We start from the raw sequence: 24,318 nt of genomic DNA on the forward strand, positions 1-24,318 counted from the left end.
CGGCGCTGGAGGCCGCGCGCGAGGCGGTCAGCCTCTACCGTGCGCTCGCCGCCAGCCGGCCCGACGCCTTCACCCCCGACCTGGCGGGCTCGCTCAACAACCTCGCCAGCTTCCTCAGCGACCTCGGCCAGCGCGAGGCGGCGCTGGAGGCCGCGCGCGAGGCGGTCAGCCTCTACCGTGCGCTCGCCGCCAGCCGGCCCGACGCCTTCACCCCCGACCTGGCGGCCTCGCTCAACAACCTCGCCCTTCGCCTCAGCGCGCTCGGCCAGCGCGAGGCGGCGCTGGAGGCCGCGCGCGAGGCAGTCGAGCGGCTGGGGCCTTTCTTCCTGCGCCTGCCGGCGGCGTTCGCCGGCTGGATGGAGCCGATGCTGCGCCACTATTTCGAGCTGGCCGGGGCCCTCGGGCGGGAGCCCGATCTCGCGTGCCTGCCCGACATCCTCGCTGCGTGGCAGCGATGGCAATCCGCTCGATCCGACGATCAAGGAGAAACCCCGTGACCGACCTGACCAGCCTCATCGCCCTTGCCGCGCCCGCCACCGAGCTCGCGGTGAAGGTGCTCCAGCAGGGCGCCGACAAGCTCACGGCGCAGGTCGGCGCCGACGCGGCCGCCGCCATGCTCGGGGCCTGGAGCTGGCTGAAGGGCCGGCTGCTGCCGACGCCGGCGGCGGCGGCGGCCGTCAAGGACCTCGAAGCCAGGCCCGCCGACCCCGACAATCAGGCCGACTTCCGCAAGCAGTTGCGCAAGGCGCTGGAGGCCGACCCGGCGCTGGCCACGGAGCTCAAGCAGTGGCTCGACCGGGCTGGCGCGCGCGGCGCGGTCACGACGCAGACGCTCACGCAGACCGGCATCGGCAACCAGGGCGTGCAGCTCAGCGGGCATGGGAACCAGGTCGACATCGGTTGAACGTGCCGCCGGGCGGGTGAGAGCGGGGTGCAGTCCCGTAACCCGTAGGGTGGGAGGCTGCGGAAAGGGCCCGGCGATCGAGCCGGGCGAAGGCGATTGAACCGACCCATGACGGGTCATGCGAGGGCAGGACGATGACCGAAGCCGATTTCCTGAACCTGGTGATGCAGGGCGCCGGGCGGGGCAGTTATGAGGAGGGCTGGGAAAGCGGTGCGGCGTGGGAAATCCACGCGCAGGTCGTCATTGCGGCGTTCCTGCGCAGCGGCTACGGGATCACCGATGCGCGCGAACTGGCCTACCCGGGCTCGCAGGAGCACTGCGATTTCGGCTTCACTCATGACGGCCGCAAGTACGCGGTCGAACTGAAGGTCGAGAACAAGAAGGACGGCAAGTTCGCGGGCATGTCGCTGGATCAGGCGATGCTCACGGACGTCAACAAGCTGCACGCCTTCAATGCCGATGAGCTCTGGTTTGTGGTCATCGCCCGCTCGAACGACGCCAAGGGCCGCCTGCTCGCGACCGCCGAGCGCGGCGATTCGTGGATCGTCGATCACGAGGGGGGATTCCTGGCGGCGCTTTGCAACATCAAGACCCAGCCGCACGGATTGCCGTGGGCGCGGTACGAGAAATCGGCGCTGAAGTTCTGAGCAGCGGAGCGCGGTGGCGTGCGTCGACGCATCGGCCTGCAAGCGACCCCGGTAAACCCTGCAGCCGCGATGGGGGCCGTTACCCTGGCCTCAGGCGGCCAGATGGGCGGTTTGGATCGGGGCCCGGCAGCTTGGGGTGAGCACACGCAAACCCCAACCGCATGCTGCCCCGCCCCGGGGCCGACGGTTCAGAACAGGAAGTAGCGCTGCGCCAGCGGCAGCACCGTCGCCGCCTCGCACACCAGCAACTCGCCGTCGGCGCGCACCTCGTAGGTCTGCGGGTCGACCTCCATGTGCGGGGTGGCGTCGTTGAGGATCATGTCGCGCTTGCCGATGCGGCGGGTGTCGCGCACCGCGACCAGCCGCCGGCGCAGGCCGAGGTGGTCGAGCGTGCCGGCGGCGAGCGCGGCCTGCGACACGAAGGTCAGCGCGGTGGCGCCGAGCGCGCCGCCGAAGGCGCCGAACATCGGCCGCGAATGCACCGGCTGCGGCGTCGGGATGCTCGCGTTGGCGTCGCCCATCGGCGCGGCGACGATCATGCCGCCCTTGATGATCAGCGACGGCTTGGCGCCGAAGAACGCCGGGCGCCACAGCACCAGGTCGGCGAGCTTGCCGACCTCGACCGAGCCGACCTCGTGCGCGATGCCGTGGGTGATCGCCGGGTTGATCGTGTACTTGGCGACGTAGCGGCGGGCGCGGAGGTTGTCGGCGCGCGCGGAGTCGGCGGCGAGTGCGCCGCGCTGCACCTTCATCTTGTGCGCGGTCTGCCAGGTGCGGGTGATGACCTCGCCGACGCGCCCCATCGCCTGCGAGTCCGACGACAGCATCGAGAAGGCGCCGAGGTCGTGCAGGATGTCCTCGGCGGCGATGGTCTCGCGGCGGATGCGCGAGTCGGCGAAGGCCACGTCCTCGGGGATGCTCGGGTCGAGGTGGTGGCAGACCATCAGCATGTCGAGGTGCTCGTCGACGGTGTTCACCGTGTACGGGCGCGTCGGGTTGGTGGAGGAGGGCAGCACGTTGCCCTGGCCGCAGACCTTGATGATGTCGGGGGCGTGGCCGCCGCCGGCGCCCTCGGTGTGGTAGGTGTGGATCGCGCGGCCCTTGAACGCGGCGATGGTGTCCTCGACGAAGCCCGACTCGTTCAGCGTGTCGGTGTGGATCGCCACCTGCACGTCGTATTCCTCGGCCACGCTCAGGCAGCAGTCGATCGCCGCCGGCGTGGTGCCCCAGTCCTCGTGCAGCTTGAGGCCGATCGCGCCGGCCTCGACCTGCTCGCGCAGCGACTCCGGCAGGCTGGCGTTGCCCTTGCCGAGGAAGCCGAGGTTCATCGGGAAGGCCTCGGCGGCCTGCAGCATGCGCTGCAGGTACCACGGCCCCGGCGTGCAGGTGGTGGCGTTGGTGCCGGTGGCCGGCCCGGTGCCGCCGCCGATCATCGTGGTGACGCCCGACATCAGCGCCTCTTCGATCTGCTGCGGGCAGATGAAGTGGATGTGGGTGTCGATGCCGCCGGCGGTCACGATCATGCCTTCGCCGGCGATCGCCTCGGTGCCGGGGCCGATGACGACGGTCACGCCCGGCTGCACGTCGGGGTTGCCGGCCTTGCCGATCGCGGCGATGCGCCCGTCCTTGAGGCCGATGTCGGCCTTGACGATGCCCCAGTGGTCGAGGATCACCGCGTTGGTGATCACCGTGTCCATCGCGCCGGCGGCGTTGGTGACCTGGCTCTGCCCCATGCCGTCGCGGATCACCTTGCCGCCGCCGAACTTCACCTCGTCGCCGTAGACGGTGAAGTCGCGCTCGATCTCGATCAGGAGCTCGGTGTCGGCGAGGCGCAGGCGGTCGCCGGTGGTGGGGCCGTACATCTCGGCGTAGGCCTGGCGGGTGATGCGTGCCATCAGAGGTCTCCCATCACGTCGCCGCGAAAGCCGTACACGCGCCGCAGGCCGGCGTAGGCCACCAGCACCACGCTGCGCGTCTGCCCGGGCTCGAAGCGCACCGCGGTGCCGGCGGGGATGTCGAGGCGCATGCCGCGCGCGGCGGCGCGGTCGAAGATCAGCGCCGGGTTGGTCTCGAAGAAGTGGTAGTGCGAGCCGACCTGGATCGGCCGGTCGCCGGCATTGGCGACGTCGAGCGCCAGCCGCGCGCGGCCGGCGTTGAGTTCGATCTCGCCGTCGTCGACGAAGAGTTCACCGGGGATCATGGTTGCGGCCTCACGCGATGGGCTCGTGCACGGTGACGAGCTTGGTGCCGTCGGGGAAGGTGGCTTCGATCTGCACCTCGTGGATCAGCTCGGCGACGCCGTCCATGACGTCGTCGCGGCCGAGCAGGGTGCGGCCCCAGCCCATCAGCTCGGCCACGCTCCTGCCGTCGCGCGCGCCCTCGACGAGCTGCAGCGACAGGTAGGCCACGGCCTCGGGGTAGTTGAGCTTCAGGCCGCGTGCCTTGCGCCGCTCGGCGAGCAGGCCCGCGGTGAACAGCAGCAGCTTGTCTTTTTCTCGGGGGGTGAGTTCCATCGTGTCGATGCCGCCCTTCGCAGAGGTTCAGGAATGCCAGATGCGCGGCAGGACCGCGGCCTTGCCGAGCACGGCCGGGCGCAGCGCCTGCCACACGGCGATGAAGCGGGCGCGCGCCTCGGCCGCGGACGGGCCGCGGTAGCGCAGCAGCAGCAGGCCGTCACACTGGGTGGCGGCGCAGCGCCCGGCGGTGTCGCCGAGTGCCTCGCGGGCCGCGTCGCAGGCGTCGGCGGCATCGACGGTGGCGAGCAGGGTCGCGCACACCGCCTCGCCGCCGAAGCCCCACGCCGCCGCCTGCGCCTCGCTGCCGCCGGCGACGCGGCTGCGTTCGAGGTACAGCGGGGCGCCGTCGCGCCACAGTTCGATGTGCTGGTCGAGCGCGCCGCGGGCGAAGCCCTCGCCGGCCGCCGGCCGTCCCAGGCAGGTGATCTCCCAGGCAAGGCAGCGCGCATCGCCGGCGAGTTCGATGCGCGTGGTCGTCGTCACCCGCGCGCCCTCGAACAGGATCGTCTCCTGCGGCAGCCATTCGAGGCCGGCGCCGGGCGCCACCCGGAAGGTCTGCTCCTGCACCGCCGCCGCCCCGGCGCTGCGGTAGAAGCGCGCCGCCGACGGGGTCGTCAGCAGCGCGCCGCAGTCGCCCGCCAGCGCGGCGTCGAGCCGCAGCCGGTCGCCGCCGACCACGCCGCCCGGCGGGTGCAGGATCACCACGTGGCAGGTGCCGTCGCGCTCGGGGTAGAACGGCCGCTGCACCTGCAGCGGGCCGCTGTGTTCGGCGCGCACCAGGCGGGTGCGGCGCGCCTGCGGGCCGGGCGTCGGCGCGAAGCCCAGGTCGAGGCGTGCGCGCCAGCCGGTATCGGGGGCCGCCGCGGGCAGTCCGCGCACCTTACAGGCCGACGCCGAGGGCCACTCCGCTGCCGGCGATCAGCACGCCGGCGAGCCGCAGCCAGCGCCCGGCCGCGACGCGCCGGGTCAGTTGCCCGATGCCGACGCCGGTCGCGTGCAGGGCGGCGGTCGCGAGCGCGAACCCCATGCCGTACAGCAGCCCGCTCGCGTCGACCGGCATCTCGCTGCCGTGCGCATGGCCGTGGAACAGCGCGAACACGCCGACGAGCGCCAGGCCGACCGCCGTCGGCAGGCGCGCCGCGCAGGCGATCAGCCCGCCCATCACGATCACCGAGCCGACGATGCCCGGCTCGACCAGCGGCAGCGGCGCGCCGGCGGAGCCGAGGCCGGCGCCGACCAGCAGCAGGCTGACGAACGCGAGCGGTACCTTCCAGGCGGCGCTGCCACCGAGCTGTGCTGCCCACAGCCCGACGGCCAGCATCGCCAGCAGGTGGTCGAGACCGCCGAGCGGGTGCCCGACACCGGCCATGAACCCCGCGGTCGCACCGACCCCGGTGTGCGCGTGCGCCACCGTGGCGATGCCCGACAAACCCGCCACCCACGCAGCCCGACGTATCGACATGCGATTCTCCTCTCGTTGTTGCGGTTGAGCCTTTGCAGAAACCACGCCATGCGCGTGGACGGATGCCGTCGCCAGCGCACGGTGTGCGCGCTGGCGGCGCGCCTCAAGTGCTTGGCGCAGTTGCGGGGCGCTGTAGGGAGCCCCTTGTGGTGGCGATGCGCCGGCGATCGCGCCGCATGGTGCCCACTGATGGGGCATTGCCTGTGCGAATGCACCTGATTGGTGCAGCGAGGCGCCGGGTCCCGATGCCAATGGGGTGCACGGCGATCGGCCGTCTGCACGCTTGATCGTCATGTTGCAATGCAGCGATTGACGCAGTGCAGCATCCTGCTATACTGCACTGCAACATCCTCGGATGTTCTCCTCTCTTCATCTCCTTGGTGGTTAGTTTGGCCGGTCGCATGACCGGCCTTCTTTTTTGCGCGTTCATCCGTCTTTGCCGTCGGCTCATGAGCTTTTTTCATTTATGGCAGTGTTTTTTGTCGTTTGATCTTGTGTGGGGTGGCCCTACACTGCACCTCGACATCTACGGATGTTTCTCCTCATCCTCCTTTGGTGGTTTGGCCGGGACCCGTGTCCCGGCCTTCTTTTTGCGCGCGTTCCGGGAAGTCGCCGTCGAGGTAGACCCAGGCGCCGTGCAGCCGCACGAAGCGGCTCTGCTCGTGCAGGCGCTGCGCGCGCCCGCCGAGCCGGCTGCGGGCGACGAACTCGACCACGCCTTCGGCATCATGCGGGCCGCCGCGCGCCGCGAGCACCTTGAGTCCCAGCCACTGCGTGCGGTCGCCGGCGAAGTCGAGCACCGGCGGGCGCGTGGACGGGTGCCAGGTGGCGAGCAGGAAGGCGGCGTCGCGGCGCACGAAGGCGCTGTAGCGGGCGCGCATCAGCGCTTCGGCGGTCGCCGCCGGGCGCGCGCCGCTGTGGCAGGGGCCGCAGCAGGCGGCGTAGGGCTGCGCGGAGCCGCAGGGGCAGGGGTCGGCGGCGGGGCGGGGCATGGGCGTGGGGCCGCGTTCAGTCGCCGGCGGCGATGCCTTCGCGGCGCGGGTCGGCGCCGCCGCGCCAGCCGTCGGGGATGCGCTCGATGCCCTGCACGCCGCTGTTGAACTCGATGACCTTGACCGTGTGGCCGCGTTTTTCGAGCGCCACCTGCAGGCCGGCCGCGGCGCTGCCCTCCTCGAGTTCGGTGGGGCCGTTGCGGCTGCCGACGTTGGGCAGGCTGATCGCCTGCTGCACGTCGAGCTGCCAGTCGAGCACGCCGATGACGCTCTTGGCGACGTAGTTGATGATCGCGCTGCCACCGGGCGAGCCGATCACCAGCCGCAGGCGGCCGTCGGCGTCGTAGACGATCGTCGGCGCCATCGAACTGCGCGGGCGCTTGCCGGGCTCGATGCGGTTGGCGACCGGCTGGCCGTCGACGACCGGCGCGAAGGCGAAGTCGGTGAGTTCGTTGTTGAGCAGGAAGCCGCGCACCATCTGCCGGCTGCCGAAGCCGTCCTCGATCGTCGTGGTCATCGACACCGCGTTGCCGGCGGCGTCGACGACGCTGATGTGGCTGGTCGACGGGCGTTCGAGCGCCGCGGCCTCGCCGAAGCGCCACGCCGCCTGCGCCGGCGGCGTGCCCGGCTCGGCCTTGCCGAGCGAGGCGTCGTCGCGGATCAGCTGCGAGCGCGCGGCGAGGTAGCCGCGGTCGAGCAGCCCCGCCGGCACCGGCACGAAATCGGGGTCGGCGAGGTAGCGGTTGCGGTCGGCGTAGGCGAGCCGCCCCGCCTCGCTGAAGTAGTGCACGGCGTCGACCGAATCCGGCGCCCAGCGGCCGACCGGGAAGCGTTCGAGCACGCCGAGGATCTGCAGCAGCGCGACCCCGCCCGAGCTCGGCGGCCCCATGCCGCAGACGCGGAACTGCCGGTAGGCGCCGCACACCGGCTCGCGCACCTTCACCGTGTAGCGGGCGAGATCCTCCTCGGTCATCGTGCCGGGGTTGGTCGGGTGCTCGCGCACGCTGCGCACGATGTTGCGGGCGATCTCGCCCTGGTAGAAGGCATCGGCGCCGCGGGCGGCGACCAGCTTCAGCACCTCGGCGAAGGCCGGGTTGCGCAGCTGCTCGCCGGCCTTGAGCGGGCTGCCGTCGGCGTGGAAGAAGTAGCTGCGGGCCGGCTCGCGCAGCAGGTGCTGCTCGCGCGCGATCGCCCCGGCGAGGCGCGGCGACACCGCGAAGCCCTGCTCGGCGAGCGCGATCGCCGGCTCGAACAGCTGCGCCCAGGGCAGGCGCCCGTGGGCGCGGTGCGCGGTTTCGAGCAGGCGCAGGGTGCCGGGCACGCCGACCGACCTGCCGCCGACGACGGCGTCGTAGAACGCCACCGGCTTGCCGTCGGCGCCGAGGAACATCTCGGGCGTCGCCGCCCGGGGCGCGGTTTCACGCCCGTCGTAGGTGATCAGGCGGTTTTGCGCGGCATCGTGGAAGAGCATGAAGGCGCCGCCGCCGATCCCGGAGGACTGCGGCTCGACCAGGTTCAGCACGAGCTGCGTGGCGATCGCCGCGTCGACGGCGCTGCCGCCGCGCTTCAGCATGGCCACGCCGGCGTCGACCGCGAGCGGGTTCGCCGCGGCGACCATGAACGTGTGTGCGGTGACCGCGTGCTTTTCGGTGTAACCGCTCGCCGCTTCCGGGGCCTGATCGGTGGCCCAGGCGAGCGCGCCGGCGCAGGCGAGCACCAGTGCGCCGATGGACTTCGCTATCCGCATGCTTGCGTCTCCTGACGTCGGGCCCGGCGCGACCCATGCGCCGGTGCCTGGCAGGGGAGGATAGCGGCGCCGCGCGGCGCGCGCTCAGCGCGCGGCGACCACCATGATCTCGACGCGGTAGGCGGGGTCTGCCATCTCGGCACGCACGCAGGCGCGCGCCGGGCCGGGGCCGGGTGCGAGCCAGGCGTCCCACACCGCGTTCATGCCGGCGTAGTCGGCCATGTCGCGCAGGTAGACGGTCGCCGACAGCAGCTTGCGCTTGTCGCTGCCGGCGAGTGCCAGGCCGCGGTCGATCGCCGCGCAGACCTCGCGCGTCTGCACGCCGATGTCGCCGTCGAGCGTCTCGGGCACCTGCCCGGCGAGGTAGACGGTGTCGCCGTGGACCACGGCTTCGGAGTAGCGCACTTCGGGTTCCAGATACTGCGGCATGGGGGTCTCCGGTGGGGGCTCTCAGGGGCGCAGCAGCGCGTACAGCGCCTCGAATTCCTGCGTGAGCTTGTGGCGCGGCTCGAAGTGGATCATCGGTGCGGCGCGTTCGTGCGATTCGCGGATCTTGACCGAACTCGACAGGAAGGCGTCGAGCACCGGCAGGCCCTCGGCCTTGAGTTCGTCGACGAGCTGGCGCGGCAGCCTGGCCTGGTTCTGGAACTGGTTGACGACGATGCCCTCGACCACCAGCGCGCGGTTGTGGTCGGACTGGATCTCGCGCACGTTGTCGAGCAGCGCGTACAGCGCACGGCGCGAGAAGGTGTCGCAGTCGAACGGGATCAGGCAGCGTTGCGACGCGATCAGCGCCGATCGCGTGTAGAAGTTAAGCGCCGGCGGGGTGTCGATGAAGATCGCGTCGAAGCCCTTCAGCGACTCCAGCGCCTCCTTCAGCTTGAACATCTTGTAGCGCGATTCGAGCTTGCCCTGGAGCTCCTCGAGCCGCGCGTGCGAGGGCATCACCGACAGCCGCGGGTAGGGCGTCGGCCTGGCGAAGGTCTCCGGCCCCGGCGGGTTAAACCTGAACGACAGCAGATCTTCGAAGAAATTGGCGAGGGTCGCGTCGAGCGTGTCGGCGGCTTTCGCACCGAGCAGGTAGTGCGTCGAGTTCGCCTGCGGGTCGAGATCGACCAGCAGGGTGCGCTGGCCGCGGGCGGCGCTGATCGCCGCGAGGTTGCAGGCGATCGTCGACTTGCCGACCCCGCCCTTCTGGTTGAACACGACGCGCCGCATGAGAACCCCCCGTTCGATGGCGGCGGCAGTGTAGCCGCGGCGGGGCGTAGCGTCGATTTGCCGGCACGGCGCCTGCGGCGGGGCACCGTGCCGGCGCGGGGTGCGCTCAGCTCGCCGGCTTCAGCGCGAGGCTGTTGCGTACCCCCTTGATGCCGGGGGTGTTGCTCGCCACGCGCGTGGCGAGCGTGCGCGTGCTGCGGTCATCGACGAAGCCCGACAGCTGCACCACGCCGCGCTGGGTCTCGACGCCGATCACGAAGGGGTTGAGGCGCGGGTCTTCGGCGATGCGCGCCTTGACGCGCGCGGTCAGCGTGGCGTCGTCGACGTACTCGCCCACGCTCTGCGAGCGCGGCTGCACGACCAGGCCGTTGTCGACGCCGACCACGCCGTCGACGCGGCGCGCCACCTGCTCGGCGCGCAGCTTCTGCCGGGTGTCGTCGACGAAGCCCGAGAGCTGCACCTTGCCCTTGTAGGTCTCCACGCCGATCTCCAGCGCGTCGGTCATCGGGTCCTCGGCGAGCGCGGACTTGACCTTGGCGGTCAGCACGGAACTGTCGATGAACTGGCCGGCGCTCTCCTGCGTCGGCGTGCTGCTGCACGCGGGCAGCAGCGGCACGGCGAGGACGAGGCTGGCGGCGAGGGCATGCGAACGGAGCTTGCGGTTCATGGTGGTGGTCTCCTTATGTCGTGATCGGGACGTCGCGCGCTCAGTCGATGCGGATGTGCCCGCGCAGCAGCGAGACGATGAACAGCACGAGGAAGATCACGAACAGGACGTGCGCGATCCAGGTCGCGGTGCCGGCGATGCCACCGAAGCCGAGCACGCCGGCCACCAGCGCGATGATGAGGAACAGGATCGAGTAGCTGAGCATGGTGCGAGCCTCCATGCGCCCGATTTACTGCCGCGGCCGGTGGGCGTCGCTTCGGCCGTGAGGAAAAACCTCCAAGGGACGTGCCACAAAATCAAAAAATTATTTTATATCAATATGTTGAATCGATGTTTCGCAGGCCGGCAGCGGTCGTGGCGGGATCCGGCGGGGGTGTTCGGGGCGGTAAACGTCGCCTGTCGGCGACAGGTCAGGCGGTCGCCGGGCCGGAACCGTGGTTCGTATCGGCGCGAGCCCGCGCCGTTGGGGCCGCGACGCGCTGTCGTCGCTCGGCGACAGACACCTGCCGGGGCGTCAGCGCGGGGCGTCGCCGCGGCTGCGGGCGGTGTCGAGCGCCGTGCAGATCTGCTCCATGCCGTCGAGCACGCGCGGGCCGTGGCGGTTGAGCAGGTCCGGGTGCACCAGGAACAGGTTGCCGCGCGCCGCCGCCGCGAGCTGCGGCCAGCGGCGCCACGCATCGAGCCAGTCGACGTTCGCCTCGGCCATGCCGGCGGCGATGATCGCCTCGGGGTCGGCCGCGAGCACCGCTTCGACGTTCACCTGGGCCGCCAGCGCCGGCAGCGCGGCGAACACGTTCACGCCGCCGCAGGCCGCGAGCAGCTCGCTGATCAGGTGCTCGCCGTTCAGCGTGTACAGCGGCTGGTTCCACACCTGGTAGAACACCCGCACCGGGCGGCGCCCGGCGTAGCGCGCGCGCAGCGTCGCCAGGCGCGCGCGGAAGGCCGCCGCCGCCGGCTGCGCCACCGCCTCGGTGCCGGCGAGCACGCCGAGGCGCTCGATGTCGTCGGCGATGTCGCCGAGGTGCCGCGGCTCGCTGCGGTACACCGGCAGGCCCAGCGCTTCGAGCTGTTGGAGCGGGTTCGGCGGGTTGCCGCTGGACCAGCCGACCATCAGATCGGGGGCGAGCGCGAGCACCGCTTCGAGGTCGAAGCCGGTGTAGCTGCCCACCTGCGGCACCCGCCGCGCCTCGGGCGGGTAGTCGCTGAACTGCACCACGCCGACCACCTGCGCGCCGGCGCCGGCGGCGTAGAGCAGCTCGGTCACGTGCGGCGCCAGGCTGACGATGCGCTTCGCCGGTTGGGCGAGGTGCACGCGCTGGCCGCTGGCGTCGGTCACCTGCACCTCGGCGCGGGCGGTGGCGGCGAGCAGCGCCGCCGCGAGCAGGCACCAGCGGACGGCGCGCATCAGGTGCCCGCCGCGGACGCCGCCAGCGCCTCGGCCAGCGCCGCGGCGAACCGTGCGTGCCCGGCCGCGTCCGGCGGCAGGCCAACGCGCAGCGCCGCCGGCGCGGCGAAGCGGCGCACCAGCACGCCGCGCCGGGCGAGCGCCTCGGCCAGCGCCTCGGCGCGGGGGTGGTGCAGGTACTGGAACAGCGCGGTGCCGCCGGTGGGGGGCAGGCCCGCGGCGGCGAGCGTCGCCGCCAGCCGCGCGCTGTCGGCGGCGAGGCGCGGGCGCGTCGCCGCCTGCCAGGCGCGGTCGGCGAGCGCGCGCGCGGCCACCCAGCGCGCCGGCCCGGCCACGGTCCACGGGCCGAGCGCGGCATCGAGCGCCGCGCACAGCGCCGGCGCGGCGGCGACGAAGCCGACGCGCGCGCCGGCGAGCCCGAAGAACTTGCCGAACGAGCGCAGCACCACCAGCCCGGGCGGCCCGGCGTGCGGCGCCAGGCTCGCCGCCGGGGTGGCGTCGATGAAGGCCTCGTCGACCACCAGCCAGCCGCCGCGCGCGGCGAGCCGCGCGTGCCAGTCGCGCAGCCGCTCGGGTGCGAAGGTCTCGCCGCTCGGGTTGGCGGGGTTGACCAGCACCAGCACGTCGAGCCGCTCGAGCGCGTCCTCGATCGCCGCGCCGGCGAGCGTGAGCACCGCGTGCCCGGCGGCGTCCCAGGCCGCGGCGTGCTCGGCATAGACCTGCGCCAGCACACCGACCCGGCTGCGCGGACGCAGCCGCGGCAGCGCGCGGAGCGCCGCCTGCGAGCCCGCCACCGCCAGCAGGTGCGGGGTGCCGTAGTAGCCGGCGGCGGCGTCGAGCAGGCCGTCGTCGGGCTCGGGCAGGCGCTGCCACGCCGCGGCCGGCACCGGCGGCAGCGGCCAGCCCTGCGGGTTGATGCCGGTCGACAGGTCGAGCCAGTCCGCGCGCGCGATGCCGAAGCGCGCCGCGGCGGCGTTCAGCGCCCCGCCGTGCTCAAGCACCGATCCAGCTCCCGAGCACGAGCGCCAGCAGCCACAGCGCGGTGGCGCGGTCGACCAGGCCCAGCGCACGGCCGATGTCGGCGGGCCGCGCCTGCGGCCCCTCGCCGAGCACCGGGCGGGCCTGCCACTCGCCGCCGTAGCGCGCCGGCCCGCCGATGCGCACGCCGAGCGCGCCGGCGCCGGCCGCCATCACCGGCCCGGCGTTGGGGCTCTTCCACTGCCGGCCCTGCGTGCGCCAGCAGCGCAGCGCCTGCGCGCGCCGGCCGGCCAGCGCGTAGGCGAGCGCGGTGAGCCGCGCCGGGGCGAGGTTGAGGAGGTCGTCGAGCCGTGCGGCGGCCCAGCCGAAATCGGCGTAGCGCGCGTTGCGGTAGCCCCACATCGCGTCCAGCGTGTTGGCGAGGCGGTACAGCACCACGCCGGGCGCGCCGGCGAGCGCGAACCAGAACAGCGCGCCGAACACCGCGTCGCAGCCGTTCTCGAGCACCGACTCGACCGTCGCCGTGCTGACGGCGGCGGCGTCCATCGGCGCGGTGTCGCGGCTGACGATCCGCGCCACCGCCTGCCGCGCGCCGGCGAGGTCGCCCGCCGCGAGCGCCGCCGCCACCGGCCGCGCGTGTTCCGCCAGCGCCCGCCCGCCCAGCGCGAGGTAGAGCGCGAGCACGCCGAGCAGCACGGCGACGAAGGACACCCGCCCGCCGTCGTGGAACGGCCCCCACTGCGGTGGCGCCAGCCAGCCGGTGAGCACCACCCACGGCAGCACCGCGAGCGCCCAGGCGGCGAGCCCGCGCAGGCGCCGCGCGGGCCGCGCCGCCTGCGGCGGACCGTAGCCGGCGGCTTCGAGCGCGGCGGCGAAGGTGCCGAAGCCGACCAGCGGGTGGCCGCGGCGCGGCTCGCCGAGCAGGCGGTCGAGCGCGAGCGCGCACAGGACGGAAAGGCCGAGGGTCATCGGTCGGGGCTTGGGGCGGTGGTCGGGGAGGGGGAGTGTAGCGGAGCGCTCCGGCGGGCGTCGTGCGCCGCCGCTGGCCGCTCGACTTCATCCGGTGATGCCTGCAAGCTCTGCGGCGCCTGCCGCCGCGCCGGGCCCCGACCTGCGGGTGACGGCACGGGGCGGCGGCGAACTGACGATGCGATCACGCGACCTCACCCGAAGGATGCCGCCTTCGGCTGCCCTGGAGTGCCCGCCCATGAACGAGTCTGCGTCGGCCAGGTCCCTGCTCGGGCGCGTGCTGCTGATCGGTCTCGCGGCCCTGCTGGCGTTCGGCGCCACGCCGGCGGCCGCGGCGGAGCGCCCGCGCGTCGGCCTCGTGCTCGGCGGCGGCGGTGCCCGCGGCGCGGCGCACATCGGCGTGCTCGAAGTGCTCCGCGAGCAGCGCATCCCGGTCGACTGCGTGGCCGGCACCAGCATGGGCGGGCTGGTTTCGGGGGCCTTCGCGGCCGGCTTGAGCCCGGACGAGATGAAGACGGCCCTCGCCGAGGCCAACTGGCGCGACATGTTCAAGGACAACCCGGACACGTCGAACCTCAATTCACGCAAGAAGTACCTGTCGCGGCGCTTCGTGCCGGGCGCGGAGATGGGCGTCACCGAGGACGGCGTGGAGTCGCTGTCGGGCGTCCTCGACGGGCAGAAGATCAAGCTGTTCTTCAACCGCCTGGTGCACAGCGAGTACGGCGACCCGCAGATCGAGCGGCTGCGGCTGCCGCTGTCGATCGTCTCGACCGACCTGGTGACCGGCAACAAGGTGGCGTTCCGCAGCGGCAGCCTGACCAAGGCGATGCGCGCCAGCATGTCGGTGCCCGGGCTGATGGCGCCGGTGAAGGACGACAGCCGCCTGCTGGTCGACGGCGGCCTGGTCGACAACGTCCCGATCGACGAGGTGCGTGAGCTGTGCAGGGCCGACGTGGTCATCGCCGTCAACGTCGGCTCGCCGCTGCTGAAGCCCGAGGAGATCGGCGGCGTGCTGTCGGTGTCGGCGCAGATGGTCAACATCCTGACCGAGCAGAACGTCACCCGCTCGCTGGCCACCCTCAGGCCCCGGGACATCTACATCAAGCCGGACCTCGACGGCATCACCGCGGCCGACTTCGAGCGCTATGCCGAGACGGCCGAGCGCGGGCGCGTCGCCGCCGCGGCGATGATCCCGCGGCTGCGCGCGCTGAGCGTGGGCGAGCGGCAGTACCAGGACTGGTGGGCGCACGTCGCCGCGCCGCGCGGGGCGCCGCCGACGGTGGGCGCGGTCGAGATCGCCGAGCTGCACCGGGTCAACCCGGCCTACGTGCAGCGCCACCTGCAGGGCTACAGCGGGGCGCCGCTCGACCTCGCGCGGCTGGAGGGCGACGTCGGCCGCATCTACGGCGACGGCGAGTACCAGAACGTCGACTACTCGCTGCTGCCGACGCGGGACAAGAACATCCTGCGGGTGACGCCGCTGGAGAAGCAGTTCGGCCCCGATTACCTGCGCTTCGGCGTGCACCTGAATTCGCTGATGGGCGAGGAGTCGGTCTACAACCTGCGCGTGGCCTACGACAAGACCTGGCTCAACAGCTTCGGCGGCGAGTGGCTGGGCGGGGTGCAGATCGGCAACGAGCCCAAGGTCTTCACCGAGTTCTACCAGCCGCTCGACGCGGCGCAGCGCTACTTCATCGACACCCGGCTGGTCTACCAGCGCGAGCAGTTCGGGCTCTACCAGAACAACGACAAGCTGGCCGACTACAAGGCCGACGAACTGCGCGTCGACCTGCTCGCGGGCATCAACGTCGGCCTGCTCGGGCCGGTGCGCTTCGGCTGGGTCGACCGCCGCCGGGAGGCGAGCCTCGACACCGGCTCGCCGCTGCTCCCCGAGGGCGACAAGCGTTTCGGCGGCTGGATGGCGGAGCTGGATTTCGACCAGTTCGACCGCCTGTACCTGCCGACCCAGGGCTGGTCGGCGAAGGCCAGCTACTTCGAATCGCCCGGCGAGGATTACGGCAAGGCCACGGCGGACCTGCGCGCGGCGCAGCACAGCGGCGACTACGTGCTGTCGGGGCGCGTGTACGCGGCGGGTTCACCGAAGGGCCGGCTGCCGAACTTCGATCCGGTGGCGCTCGGCGGCTTCCTGAACCTGTCCGGCTTCGCCCCCGACCAGATCATCGGCGACGCCGCGTACTACGGCAGCGTGCGCCTGGAGAAGATCGTCGGGCAGTTCCCGCTCGGCATCCGCGGCGACCTGCGCGTCGGCGCCGCGCTGGAGGCCGGCAAGGTCGACGGGCGCTTCACCGAGACCGAACTGGACGGCTGGCAGAGCTCGTTCGCGGTCTACGCCGGCGGCGAGACGCCGCTCGGCCCCGTCCTGTTCGGCATCGGCTACGCGCCGAACGGTTCGACCAACGTCTACCTGTCGATCGGCACGCCCTGAGCGCGGCGCGGGCAGGGGGCGTCAGCCGCCCAGCCCGCGCTCGGCCATCGCCACGGCGCGGAACATCGCGCGGCGCTTGTTGAGGGTCTCCTCCCACTCGGTGGCGGGTACCGAGTCGGCGACGATGCCGGCGCCGGCCTGCACGTGCAGCGTGCCGCCCTTGATCACCGCGGTGCGGATCGCGATCGCGGTGTCCATGTTGCCCGACCACGACAGGTAGCCCACCGCGCCGCCGTAGACGCCGCGCTTGACCGGTTCGAGCTCGTCGATGATCTCCATCGCGCGGATCTTCGGCGCGCCGCTCAGCGTGCCGGCCGGGTGCACCGCGCGCAGCACGTCGAGCGCCGACAGCCCCGGTTTGAGCCGGCCGGTGACGTTGGAGACGATGTGCATCACGTGCGAGTAGCGCTCGATCACCAGGCGCTCGGTGACCTTGACGCTGCCGATCGTGCTGACGCGGCCGACGTCGTTGCGGCCGAGGTCGATCAGCATCACGTGCTCGGCGATCTCCTTCGGGTCGGCCAGCAGCTCATCGGCGAGGCGGGCGTCCTCGGCCTCGGTGGCGCCGCGCGGACGGGTGCCGGCGATCGGCCGCACGGTGACCAGGCCGTCCTCGACGCGGGTGAGGATCTCCGGGCTGGAGCCGACCACGTGGAAGTCGCCGAAGTTGAAGAAGAACATGTACGGCGACGGGTTGATCGTGCGCAGCGCCCGGTACAGGTCGAGCGGCTCGGCACCGAACGGGATGCTCATGCGCTGCGAGGGCACCACCTGCATGCAGTCGCCGGCGTGGATGTAGGCCTGGATGCGCCGCACCGCGGCCTCGAAGCCCTCGCGCGTGAAGCTCGCCTGGAAGTCCTGCTCGCCGACCTCGGCGGCCTCCCCGGCCAGCGTGCGGTAGCGCGGGTGGGTGTCGCGCAGGCGCCCGACCAGCGCATCGAGCCGGGCCTCGGCCCGGGCGTAGTCCTCGACCGCCGGGTCGACCTGGGTGATCACGTAGAGCCTGCCGGCGAGGTTGTCGAACACCACCACGTCCTCGCTGACCAGCAGCAGCACGTCGGGGTTGTCGAGCGGGTCGGGGTTGGGGCAGGTGGCGAGCCGCGCTTCGACGTAGCGCACGATGTCGTAGCCGAAGTAGCCGACCAGGCCGCCGGCGAAGCGCGGCAGGCCGGGCAGGTTGTCGGGGACGCGGTAGCGGGCGTGGAAGGCCTCGATCCAGGCGAGCGGGTCGGCGACCGTCGCGCGCTCGACCACCTCGCCGGCGGTCTCCAGCGTGACCGTGTGGCCGCGCACGCGCAGCAGGCTGCGCGCCGGCAGGCCGATCATCGAGTAGCGCCCCCACTTCTCGCCGCCGTGCACCGATTCGAGCAGGTACGAGTAGGGGCCGTCGGCGAGCTTGAGGTAGACCGAGAGCGGGGTGTCGAGGTCGGCGAGCACTTCGCGCGCGACCGGGATGCGGTTGTAGCCCTGCGCGACCAGGGCGCTGAACAGTTCTGCGTTCAAGATCGGACCTTTGCCTGTCGGTGTCGCCCCGCCGCCGGGGCGGGGCCGGAAGGGATGCGGGCGCGCGCCTCCTTCGCCGCGCGGCGGGGGAGGCGCGTTCAGCGGCGGCTCAGCGCCGCCATCGCAGGTCCAGCGGCTGGCTCTCGGTCGGCATCATCGGCGGGCGATCAGCGCCGGCAGTTCGGCGAGGGTTTCGACCACCACGTCGGGCGCGGCATCGCGGATGTCGTGGCCGTGGTTGTAGCCGTAGGGCACGCAGGCCACCGGGCAGCCGGCGTTGCGCGCGGCACCGACGTCGTTCATCGAGTCGCCGACCATCAGCGCGCGGGTGACGTCCAGGCCGAGGCGCTCGGCGGCGAGCAGCAGCGCGTCGGGCGCGGGCTTGGCCGCCGGCGCGCATTCGCCACCGACCAGCGTGGCGAAGTAGGCGCCGATGCCGATGCGCTCGAGCAGCGGCCCGGCGAGCTCGGCCGGTTTGTTGGTGACGCAGGCGAGCGGCAGGCCGCGCGCGGCGAGTTCGGCGAGGCCCTCGTGCACGCCGGGGTAGAGGCGGCTGTGCAGGCAGACGTTGGCGGCGTAGAGGCGGCGGTAGCGCGGGCGCGCCTGCTCCAGCAGCGCCGGGTCGGCGGCGGCGTCCATCGAGTCGGTGAGGGCGCGGCGCAGCAGCACGTCGGAGCCGTTGCCGACCCAGGTGCGCACGCGCGCCTCGCCGCGCCGCGGCAGGCCGAGTTCGTCCAGCAGCAGGTCGACGACGTTGGCGATGTCGGGAACGCTGTCGACCAGGGTGCCGTCGAGGTCGAAGAACACCGCTTCGATGTCGCGGAACATCATGCCGGCACCGCCGGGCAGGGCACGCCGGCGAGCGCGGCGCGCATCGCCGCGACGGTGGCGGCGTAGTCGGGGGTGCCGAAGATCGCCGAGCCGGCGACGAAGGTGTCGGCGCCGGCGGCGGCGACCTCGGCGATGTTGTCGAGCTTGACGCCGCCGTCGACCTCCAGCCGGATCGGCCGGCCGCTGGCGTCGATTATGTGCCGCGCCTCGGCGATCTTGGCGAGGGTGGCGGGGATGAAGCGCTGGCCGCCGAAGCCGGGGTTGACCGACATCAGCAGCACCACGTCGAGCTTGTCGAGCACGTAGTCGAGGTGGCCGAGCGGGGTCGCGGGGTTGAACACCAGCCCGGCCTTGCAGCCGTGGTCGCGGATCAGCTGCAGCGTGCGGTCGACGTGGCGCGAGGCCTCGGGGTGGAAGGTGATCCAGCTCGCGCCGGCCTTGGCGAACATCGGCACCAGCGCGTCGACCGGCTCGACCATCAGGTGCACGTCGATCGGCGCGCTGACGCCGTGCTTGCGCAGCGCCTCGCACACCAGCGGGCCGATGGTGAGGTTGGGCACGTAGTGGTTGTCCATCACGTCGAAGTGCACGATGTCGGCGCCGGCCGCGAGCACGCGGTCGACTTCCTCGCCGAGGCGGGCGAAGTCGGCCGAGAGGATGGAAGGGGCGATCAGGTAATCCGTCATGAGACCGGGCCTCGGGCCGGGGTGCGGGCGGGTCCGCGACTGTAGCCGATGGCGGCCGTGGCGGTCACCCGCTCAGGCGGCCGCCGAGGTGCGCGCGGCGCGGATGCGCTCGTAGGCGCTCACCACCGCGTGGGTGCGCTCGGCGGCGCACTTCAGCACGGTCTCGGCGGCGCCGACCAGCTTGTCGGGGTGGTGGCGGCTCAGCAGCAGGCGGTAGGCGCGGGTGACCTCGGCGTCGCTGGCGTTCATCTCGACGCCGAGTTCGGCGTAGGCGGCGGCGAGCGTGCCGGGCGGCGTGTGCGGGAGCGCCTCCTCGGCTTCGGGCTCGGGGCGGTGGTGCGCGCGCGCGCGGCGCTCGATCTCGGCGTGCGCGGCCGGCGACAGCCCGAGCTGCGCGGCGACGCGGGCGATCAGCGCGAGCGCCGCGGCGGCCGGCTCGCCGTCGGCCCAGGCGGTGGCGAACTGCATCTCGATGCAGCTGCGCGCGAGCGTCGGCCACGGCTGGCAACTGCGGGCGAAGCTCGCCAGCGTCGCGTCGAGCGGGAACTCCGGCGACTTGCCCTGGGTGAAGCAGGCGATCGCCGCGCGGCGCTGCGCCGGGTCGAGCCCGAGGCGCTCCATCATGCCGCGGGCGAGGGCGATCTCGGCCTCCGACACGCGCCCGTCGGCCTTCGCCACGGCGCCCATGACGGCGAAGGTGGTGACCAGGAAGGCCGCCTGGGCCTGGGCCTGCGGCGAGGCTTCGGCGCCCAGCGCCTCGATGCCGCGGTCGAAGTTCTGGCCGAAGGCGGCGCCGAACATGGCACCGAGCGGCCCCCCCATCATGAAACCGACGCTGCCGCCGAACAGCGTGCCGAGGCCCGCGGGGAAGGTGCCGGCACCGAAAAACATTCCGATCATGGTTTCAGACCACTGAAATAGGCTGCGAGGTTGTCGATGTCGGCATCGCTCAGGCCCTTGGCGATCGGCGACATCAGGGGATGCTGGCGCCCGCCGTCGCGAAAGGCGCGCAGCTGCAGTGCCAGGTATGGTCCCTTCTGCCCGGCGAGATTGGGCCACTCCGGATTGCCGCTGATGCCGGCGGGGCCGTGGCAGGCCACGCAGACGCCGGCGACCGCCTTGCCGGCGTGCGGGTCGCCGGCGGCGCCCAGCGCGAGACACGGGGCGAGCAGCAGCGCGAGGCAGGGCAGGGCTTTCATCGGCGGGCTCCCGGCAGGGTGGTGGTTCAGGACTTCAGGTAGCTGTCTTCGTCGTAGCTGCGCAGCCAGCCGGGGCGCATGCCGACGAAGACGCTCGTCAGCATGCCGTTCATCAGTCCTTCCGGGAACAGGTATAGCGGCAGGAACGGCAGGTAGTCACTGGCGATGCGCCCGAACGCGTAGCCGCCGCTCGCGACCAGCACGGCGCTCAGCGCGAGCACGGTCGCGAGGCCGGCGACGATGGCGCCGGCGAAGCCGCCGAGAAAGATGTAGATGAACGGGTTGTGCGGCAGGCGCTCGGTCACCAGCCGCTGCACGTAGTGGCTGACGGTGACCGGCAGCACCGCGGTGAGCAGCAGGTCGATGCCGAGCGTGGCCGGCTCGCCGCGCCCGAGCAGGCACAGCAGGAGCCCGACCAGCACCGTGCCGACGCTGGCGAGCGACCAGCCGAACATCAGCGTGAGCACCGTCACGCCGAGGAAGTGGAAGCCGAGCCCCGGCTGCACGCCGGCCTCCAGGTTCCACAGCAGCGCGAGCGCCACCAGCGCGCCGCCGAACACGTGTTCGAGGCCGTTGCCGGCGAGCGAGCGCCACGGCGCCGCGCGTACCGCAACCGCCACCACCAGCGCGAGCAGGGCGTGGGCGGCGAGGAGCAGCCAGGCGGGCAGCAGGTCGGGCGGCAGGTTCATGGCGCGTACTCTACCGGAGCGGGGCGGGCGGTGCCCTTCCTGCTGAGACCGCAAAAGCGCCGCGATCTTCGCCGGCGCGCGGTGCCGGCCTGCTATACCGGGTGGAGCGCCGGCGCCGCACCGGCCCGGGGGATGCAGCATGCCGGTCGTCCGTTCGTTGATCCTCGCCTGCGGGGTACTGTCCGGCTTCGCCAGCGCGGCGCTGGCGGCCGATACCTGCCCGCTCGGCGACGGCCCGCCCTACGGCCCGGCCTACGGCGCCTGGTCGCGCGGCGAGCAGCTCGCCTGGGAGGCGATCCGCCGCGGCGAGGCCATCAACCTGCTCGAACCGCAGCCCGATCCGCGGAGTGCCCGCACCGATCCGGGCGCGCAGCAGCTCGGGCCGTGGTTCCTGCAGACGCTGTTCGGGGTGGCGGCGTGCGAGCGCGCGATCGGCGCGCTCGGCGTGTACATCATCGGCGGCGATTTCCCGCTGCCGGTGTACGTCAACGGCATCGACACCCGCGCCCGGCTGGTGATCACCGGCGCGCGCTTCAAAGGCGGCCTGAGCATCGCCGAGAGCCACTTCGGGCAGTCGGTGCACCTGGTCTACGGCACCTTCGGCGGCACGCTGGAGATCAAGCGCAGCCGCGTCGACGGCGAACTCGACCTGCAGCGCAATGCGCTGGCGGCGCTCGACCTCTACAGCCTGGACGTCGACCGTTCGCTCGACCTGTCGCGCACGCGCCCGCCCGATGCCGGCGAACGCGCCGCGCTCGCCGCCCTGCGCCCCTGGTACGCCGGCGCGCCGGTGCTGGCGGACCCGCCGCCGGCGGCGGAGCCGACCAAGCTGATCAACCTGCACGTGGGCCAGCACCTGCACCTGGTCGACGGGCGCTTCGCCGGCATCGCGCTCTACGGCAGCCACATCGCCGGCGATCTCGAGGGCGACGGCGCGCAGTTCACCGCGCCCGCGTACCTGCCCGGCCTGGAGGTCGGTGGAGCGGTGCGCCTGCGCAGCGCGCGCAGCGAGCTGCTGCAGCTCGAACACGCGAACATCGCCGGCGCACTCGATCTGGGCGAACTGGCCGGGCCGCGTGCCGACGCGACCCGGCTGTGCCTCGGCGGCGCGCGCGTCGACGATACGCTCAGGCTGTGGCAGGCGCGGCTCGACACCCTCGACCTGCGTGGCGTCCGGGTCGGCAACAGCCTGCTGGTCGAGCAGGTCGAGGTGGCCGGCAACGTGCGGCTCGACGAGGCCGAGGTCGGCCACCGCCTCGCGCTGCGCGTGTCGGTGTCGGAGCGCGGACCCAGGACCGGCGAAGCGGGGCCGCAGGCGAGCTGCATGCCTTCCGCGCCACGCGAATCGAAGCCGGAACAGACGGCGGGGCCGGAGCAGAACCGGGTGTCGGGGCGCGGGCTCAAGGCCGGCGAAGTGGTGCTGCAGGGGGCGTGCTGGCCCTCCGTCGACCTGACCGCGGCGGCGATCGGCGGCACGCTGGACCTGGCGGGAACGCGCTGGCGCGACGGCGCGACGCTCGACCTGACCAATGCCGCGGTGCAGCGCTTCAGCGACGAGGGCGCCGCTGCTGCTGCGGCGGCGGGCGGCGCCGACTGCCCGCAGGCGGCAACCCCCGGCTGGCCGGCACGGCTCGGCCTCAACGGCTTCAGCTATGCCCAGCTCGGCGCCGCGGCGCAGCGCGACGGCGGCGACTGGGCCGCCTGGGTGGGACGCCAGGCGCACTTCTCCCGGCTGCCCTACCAGCAGCTCGCCGATCGCCTGCGCGCCGCCGGGCGCGGCGATGCCGCCAGCGAGGTGCTGTATGCGATGCGCGTGCGCGAACTCGATGCCCGCCCGCCGTCGCTCGGCTGGGCCTGGGGCTGGGTCGAGCGCGTGCTGACCGGCTTCGGCTACCGCAAGGAGCGTGCGATCGTGCCGATCGTGGTGCTGATCGTGCTCGGCACGGCGTTCGCGGCGCGGCGCTGGGCCAGGAGTGCACTGCCCGAGCCGTGGACGCTGGCGCGGCGCTGCAAGTACAGCGTGCAGGCGCTGATCCCGATGATCGACACGCTGTTCCCCAAGCTGTCCGGGCTCCTGCCGCTGCCGCGGATCGACGAGCAGCAGTACCGCGAGATCGATTCCGGCTGGCGCGTCGGCGGGCCGGCGTGGTGCTACTTCCACCTGCACCGCTTCTTCGGCCTGCTGCTGGCGGTCGCGCTGATCGTGAGCCTCACCGGGCTGACCGCCTGAACCGCGCCGGCGGCGCGTTGCAGCCCCGGGAGTGCGCGCGTAGATTGCGCGCGCCCCTACCGTACGGCTGCCGAGGACCGACCCGTGACCGAATCCGCCCCCGCTATCGACAGCCTGCCGCTGGTGTATCGCGGCAAGGTCCGCGACGTGTACGCGATCGACGCGGCGCACATCCTGATCGTCGCCACCGACCGGCTGTCGGCCTTCGACGTGGTGCTGCCGACCCCGGTGCCGGGCAAGGGCGCGCTGCTCACGGCGATCTCGAACTTCTGGTTCGCGCGCACCCGCCACATCATCCGCAACCACCTCGACCTGGCCACGGTCAGCCTCGAACAGGCCCTGCCGGACCCCGCCGAACGCGCGCGCGTGGCCGGCCAGGCGGTGGTCGCGCGCCGCCTCGACCCGCTGCCGGTCGAGGCCATCGTGCGCGGCTACATCATCGGTTCGGGCTGGAAGGACTATCAGCATACCGGCGCGGTGTGCGGCGTGGCGCTGCCGGCGGGGCTCAGGCTCGCCGAGCGCCTGCCCGAGCCGATCTTCACGCCGTCGACCAAGGCCGCGGTCGGCGACCACGACGAGAACGTCAGCTTCGAGGTCATCGCCGCGCGCATCGGCGCGGCGCGCGCCGCGCAGGTGCGCGACGTCAGCCTGGCGCTGTACCGCGAGGCGGCGGCCTACGCGCTCACCCGCGGCATCATCATCGCCGACACCAAGTTCGAGTTCGGGCTCGGCGAGGGCGGCGAACTGGTGCTGATGGACGAGGCGCTGACCCCCGACTCCTCGCGCTTCTGGCCCGCCGACCGGTACCGCAGCGGCAGCAATCCGCCGAGCTTCGACAAGCAGTTCGTGCGCGACTACCTGGAGACGCTCGACTGGAACAAGCAGGCACCCGGCCCGGCGCTGCCCGAGGAGATCCTCGCCAAGACCGCCGCCAAGTACCGCGAGGCGCTGACGCGGCTGACCGCCTGAGGCGCCCGCCCGCGCGCGGCGTGACCGACGCCGCGCGCGGGGGCCCCGCTCAGTGGTGCCGCTGCCCGGCCGCGGGCTGGGCGTCGGCGAGCGGCAGCGCCTCGCCGCCGGCCGGGCGCGCCGGCCTGTCGGCGTCGTCGGCGACCTCCTTGGCCGTCTCCGCCTTGGCCGCTTCTCTGGCGGCTCTGGAGGCGATGGCGGCGGCGGCCTTGGCGGCGGTTTCGGTGGCGACGCGGGCCAGCGCGGCCTCGGTGAAGACG

26 protein-coding genes and 1 pseudogene are annotated in these 24,318 nt (G+C 72.8%); 6 read left to right on the forward strand and 21 right to left on the reverse strand.

Going from position 1 to position 24,318, the window contains the following annotated elements:
- The 3 genes from EV699_RS18405 to EV699_RS18415 all read left to right on the forward strand — a co-directional run.
- Nucleotides 1–497 (forward strand): tetratricopeptide repeat protein (locus EV699_RS18405; protein WP_132545563.1); only part of this gene is annotated, 497 nt, incomplete at its 5' end.
- Complete coding sequence (locus tag EV699_RS18410; protein WP_132545565.1) at nucleotides 494–904, forward strand: hypothetical protein; 411 nt, start codon at nucleotides 494–496, stop codon at nucleotides 902–904. The genes EV699_RS18405 and EV699_RS18410, both read left to right, overlap by 4 nt.
- A 134-nt stretch (nucleotides 905–1,038) precedes the next feature.
- On the forward strand, nucleotides 1,039–1,551 hold the full coding sequence (locus EV699_RS18415) for a hypothetical protein (protein ID WP_132545567.1): 513 nt from the start codon (nucleotides 1,039–1,041) through the stop codon (nucleotides 1,549–1,551).
- Between the two features lie 188 nt (nucleotides 1,552–1,739).
- Here EV699_RS18415 and ureC read toward each other — a convergent pair whose 3' ends face one another.
- The 14 genes from ureC to cbiB all read right to left on the reverse strand — a co-directional run bounded on the left by ureC (nucleotide 1,740) and on the right by cbiB (nucleotide 13,505).
- Complete coding sequence (ureC, locus tag EV699_RS18420) at nucleotides 1,740–3,446, reverse strand: urease subunit alpha (protein ID WP_207923026.1); 1,707 nt, start codon at nucleotides 3,444–3,446, stop codon at nucleotides 1,740–1,742.
- Nucleotides 3,446–3,751, reverse strand: a complete 306-nt coding sequence (locus EV699_RS18425; protein ID WP_132545571.1) for an urease subunit beta — start codon at nucleotides 3,749–3,751, stop codon at nucleotides 3,446–3,448. The genes ureC and EV699_RS18425 overlap by 1 nt, the downstream gene beginning before the upstream one ends.
- A 10-nt stretch (nucleotides 3,752–3,761) precedes the next feature.
- Nucleotides 3,762–4,064, reverse strand: coding sequence for an urease subunit gamma (ureA, locus tag EV699_RS18430; protein WP_132545573.1), 303 nt, complete (start codon nucleotides 4,062–4,064; stop codon nucleotides 3,762–3,764).
- Between the two features lie 27 nt (nucleotides 4,065–4,091).
- Entirely contained in the window at nucleotides 4,092–4,946 is an 855-nt protein-coding gene (locus EV699_RS18435; protein WP_132545575.1) for an urease accessory protein UreD, read from the reverse strand.
- 1 nt (nucleotide 4,947) lies between these two features.
- Nucleotides 4,948–5,529 carry a HupE/UreJ family protein gene (locus EV699_RS18440; protein WP_132545577.1) on the reverse strand — a complete coding sequence of 194 codons (582 nt, stop codon included), beginning with the start codon at nucleotides 5,527–5,529 and terminating at the stop codon, nucleotides 4,948–4,950.
- A 542-nt stretch (nucleotides 5,530–6,071) separates the two neighbouring features.
- On the reverse strand, nucleotides 6,072–6,521 hold the full coding sequence (locus EV699_RS18445; protein ID WP_132545579.1) for a YchJ family protein: 450 nt from the start codon (nucleotides 6,519–6,521) through the stop codon (nucleotides 6,072–6,074).
- A 16-nt stretch (nucleotides 6,522–6,537) separates the two neighbouring features.
- Nucleotides 6,538–8,268, reverse strand: a complete 1,731-nt coding sequence (gene ggt, locus EV699_RS18450) for a gamma-glutamyltransferase (protein WP_132545581.1) — start codon at nucleotides 8,266–8,268, stop codon at nucleotides 6,538–6,540.
- 84 nt (nucleotides 8,269–8,352) lie between these two features.
- Complete coding sequence (locus tag EV699_RS18455) at nucleotides 8,353–8,697, reverse strand: RidA family protein (protein ID WP_132545583.1); 345 nt, start codon at nucleotides 8,695–8,697, stop codon at nucleotides 8,353–8,355.
- Nucleotides 8,698–8,718: 21 nt separating this feature from the next.
- On the reverse strand, nucleotides 8,719–9,486 hold the full coding sequence (locus tag EV699_RS18460) for a ParA family protein (protein WP_132545585.1): 768 nt from the start codon (nucleotides 9,484–9,486) through the stop codon (nucleotides 8,719–8,721).
- A gap of 106 nt (nucleotides 9,487–9,592) precedes the next feature.
- Nucleotides 9,593–10,153, reverse strand: coding sequence for a BON domain-containing protein (locus EV699_RS20350; RefSeq protein WP_132545587.1), 561 nt, complete (start codon nucleotides 10,151–10,153; stop codon nucleotides 9,593–9,595).
- Between the two features lie 40 nt (nucleotides 10,154–10,193).
- On the reverse strand, nucleotides 10,194–10,358 hold the full coding sequence (locus tag EV699_RS18470; protein WP_132545613.1) for a DUF1328 domain-containing protein: 165 nt from the start codon (nucleotides 10,356–10,358) through the stop codon (nucleotides 10,194–10,196).
- Nucleotides 10,359–10,667: 309 nt separating this feature from the next.
- A complete protein-coding gene (locus EV699_RS18475) occupies nucleotides 10,668–11,558 on the reverse strand; it encodes a cobalamin-binding protein (protein WP_132545589.1) in 891 nt (296 codons plus the stop codon).
- On the reverse strand, nucleotides 11,558–12,559 hold the full coding sequence (gene cobD, locus EV699_RS18480; protein WP_132545591.1) for a threonine-phosphate decarboxylase CobD: 1,002 nt from the start codon (nucleotides 12,557–12,559) through the stop codon (nucleotides 11,558–11,560). The genes EV699_RS18475 and cobD overlap by 1 nt, the downstream gene beginning before the upstream one ends.
- Complete coding sequence (cbiB, locus tag EV699_RS18485) at nucleotides 12,552–13,505, reverse strand: adenosylcobinamide-phosphate synthase CbiB (protein ID WP_132545593.1); 954 nt, start codon at nucleotides 13,503–13,505, stop codon at nucleotides 12,552–12,554. The genes cobD and cbiB overlap by 8 nt, the downstream gene beginning before the upstream one ends.
- A gap of 238 nt (nucleotides 13,506–13,743) precedes the next feature.
- On the opposite strand from cbiB, the gene EV699_RS18490 reads away from it, so the two are divergent.
- Entirely contained in the window at nucleotides 13,744–15,951 is a 2,208-nt protein-coding gene (locus EV699_RS18490; RefSeq protein WP_132545595.1) for a patatin-like phospholipase family protein, read from the forward strand.
- A gap of 21 nt (nucleotides 15,952–15,972) precedes the next feature.
- On the opposite strand, the gene trpE is transcribed toward EV699_RS18490, so the two are convergent.
- The 6 genes from trpE to EV699_RS18520 all read right to left on the reverse strand — a co-directional run bounded on the left by trpE (nucleotide 15,973) and on the right by EV699_RS18520 (nucleotide 20,859).
- A complete protein-coding gene (gene trpE / locus EV699_RS18495) occupies nucleotides 15,973–17,454 on the reverse strand; it encodes an anthranilate synthase component I (protein ID WP_132545597.1) in 1,482 nt (493 codons plus the stop codon).
- A 153-nt stretch (nucleotides 17,455–17,607) separates the two neighbouring features.
- The gene (locus EV699_RS18500) at nucleotides 17,608–18,285 is read right to left on the reverse strand and encodes a phosphoglycolate phosphatase (protein ID WP_132545599.1); all 678 of its coding nucleotides are present in this window, start codon (nucleotides 18,283–18,285) and stop codon (nucleotides 17,608–17,610) included.
- Entirely contained in the window at nucleotides 18,282–18,971 is a 690-nt protein-coding gene (rpe, locus tag EV699_RS18505) for a ribulose-phosphate 3-epimerase (RefSeq protein WP_132545601.1), read from the reverse strand. The genes EV699_RS18500 and rpe overlap by 4 nt, the downstream gene beginning before the upstream one ends.
- Nucleotides 18,972–19,043: 72 nt before the next feature.
- Entirely contained in the window at nucleotides 19,044–19,871 is an 828-nt protein-coding gene (gene djlA, locus EV699_RS18510) for a co-chaperone DjlA (protein WP_132545603.1), read from the reverse strand.
- Entirely contained in the window at nucleotides 19,868–20,170 is a 303-nt protein-coding gene (locus EV699_RS18515; protein WP_132545605.1) for a c-type cytochrome, read from the reverse strand. The genes djlA and EV699_RS18515 overlap by 4 nt, the downstream gene beginning before the upstream one ends.
- A 26-nt stretch (nucleotides 20,171–20,196) precedes the next feature.
- On the reverse strand, nucleotides 20,197–20,859 hold the full coding sequence (locus EV699_RS18520) for an energy-coupling factor ABC transporter permease (protein ID WP_165904206.1): 663 nt from the start codon (nucleotides 20,857–20,859) through the stop codon (nucleotides 20,197–20,199).
- 139 nt (nucleotides 20,860–20,998) lie between these two features.
- Here EV699_RS18520 and EV699_RS18525 point away from each other — a divergent pair, with 139 nt between their 5' ends.
- The gene (locus EV699_RS18525; protein WP_132545609.1) at nucleotides 20,999–23,089 is read left to right on the forward strand and encodes a hypothetical protein; all 2,091 of its coding nucleotides are present in this window, start codon (nucleotides 20,999–21,001) and stop codon (nucleotides 23,087–23,089) included.
- An 84-nt stretch (nucleotides 23,090–23,173) separates the two neighbouring features.
- Nucleotides 23,174–24,058 carry a phosphoribosylaminoimidazolesuccinocarboxamide synthase gene (locus EV699_RS18530; RefSeq protein ID WP_132545611.1) on the forward strand — a complete coding sequence of 295 codons (885 nt, stop codon included), beginning with the start codon at nucleotides 23,174–23,176 and terminating at the stop codon, nucleotides 24,056–24,058.
- A 49-nt stretch (nucleotides 24,059–24,107) separates the two neighbouring features.
- On the opposite strand, the pseudogene EV699_RS20040 reads toward EV699_RS18530, so the two are convergent.
- Nucleotides 24,108–24,318: pseudogene (locus EV699_RS20040) on the reverse strand (AlgP family protein); the annotation flags it as partial.

The organism is Plasticicumulans lactativorans (genome assembly GCF_004341245.1).
Lineage (GTDB): Bacteria > Pseudomonadota > Gammaproteobacteria > Competibacterales > Competibacteraceae > Plasticicumulans_A > Plasticicumulans_A lactativorans.